The sequence below is a fragment of the Leucobacter sp. M11 genome (genome assembly GCF_035726885.1).
Taxonomy (GTDB): domain Bacteria; phylum Actinomycetota; class Actinomycetes; order Actinomycetales; family Microbacteriaceae; genus JAPFRB01.
Window position 1 is genome coordinate 328,075 of record NZ_JAPFRB010000001.1, and the last position, 1,212, is coordinate 329,286.

General features: G+C 71.9%; 2 protein-coding genes. One reads left to right on the forward strand and one right to left on the reverse strand.

What is annotated here, in order from left to right:
• Positions 1-422, reverse strand: a 422-nt coding sequence (locus tag OOT08_RS01620; RefSeq protein WP_325090828.1) for a metallophosphoesterase family protein, incomplete at its 3' end; no start/stop codon positions are given.
• 170 nt (positions 423-592) lie between these two features.
• On the opposite strand from OOT08_RS01620, the gene OOT08_RS01625 reads away from it, so the two are divergent.
• The coding region (locus OOT08_RS01625; protein ID WP_442916151.1) for an oxidoreductase at positions 593-1,212 on the forward strand (620 nt) is incomplete at its 3' end.

Below are 1,212 nucleotides of genomic sequence, written 5' to 3' on the forward strand. Positions count from 1 at the left end.
AAGAGGTCGCGGACGAGCAGTGGTTCTAGGTAGGGCAGCCCGATGAGGTGGACGGGGCCGTGCTCGTCGTGGAGGGTGACGGGTTCGCGCATCCGGCGGGGGTCGGTGCGGACGTGGACGCCGGCGAGGGCGGCCCATTCGGCCTGGAAGCCGAGGCGGGTGGCGCTGTCGTGGTTGCCGCTGATGGCGACGATGTGGGCTCCGGCGGCGCGGATTTCCCGGAAGACGTCGGAGAGGACGCGGTAGAGATCGGCGGCCGGGGCGGCGTGGTCGAAGATGTCGCCGGAGACGAGCACGGCGTCGACGCGGTGTTCGCGGACCTGGGCGATGAGCGCGTCGAGGACGGTGCGGAGGGCGTCGGTCGTGGGGTGGCCGTGGAAGGTGCGGCCGAGGTGCCAGTCGGAGGTGTGCAGCAGTCTCACGGGGGTGGCCTCCAGGGGTTCGGGTCCGGTGCTGCCTCTCACCGTAGCGGGTGCCGCTGACGGTCGGATGGGGTTCTTTGGGTGTGCGGGCCGGGGATCGCCGGCGGCGCGGTCATCGCGCGAGCCGAGGGGGCTTGGGTGAGGCGGCCCGGGGGTTCTAGGCTGTCTGCATGGTTACCCCGCTGTTGTTCACCCCCGTTCGCTTTCACGCCGTGGAGATCCGGAATCGGCTCTGGGTGTCCCCCATGTGCCAGTACCAGGCGCTGGGTCGGGACGGGGTGGTGACGGCCTGGCATCAGGCGCACCTCGGCTCGCTGGCGCGAGGCGGGGCCGGGCTCGTGATGATCGAGGCGACCGGGGTGCTCCCCGAGGGGCGGATTTCGCCGTTCTGTCTGGGGCTGTGGAACGACACGCAGCGGGATGCGCTTGCCCCCATTGTGGCGTTCGCCCGCTCGCAGGGCGCCACGGTCGGGATCCAGCTGGGGCACGCGGGTCGCAAGGCGTCGACGCACCCGTGGATGCCGGACAGCCCCGCGGGCTCGGTGCCGGAGGAGGAGGGCGGCTGGGAGACGGTTGGCCCGTCCGCGGTCGCCTTTGGGGACTACCGGACGCCCCGGGCCCTCACCGAGGAGGGTCTCGCTGCGGTGGTCGCGGCGTTTGTCGCCGCGGCGGACCGCGCGGTCGAGGCGGGTATCCAGGTGCTGGAGTTGCATGCGGCGCACGGCTATCTCCTGCACGAGTTCCTGTCCCCGCTGTCGAACCGGCGCGAGGACGGCTACGGCGGAGACCT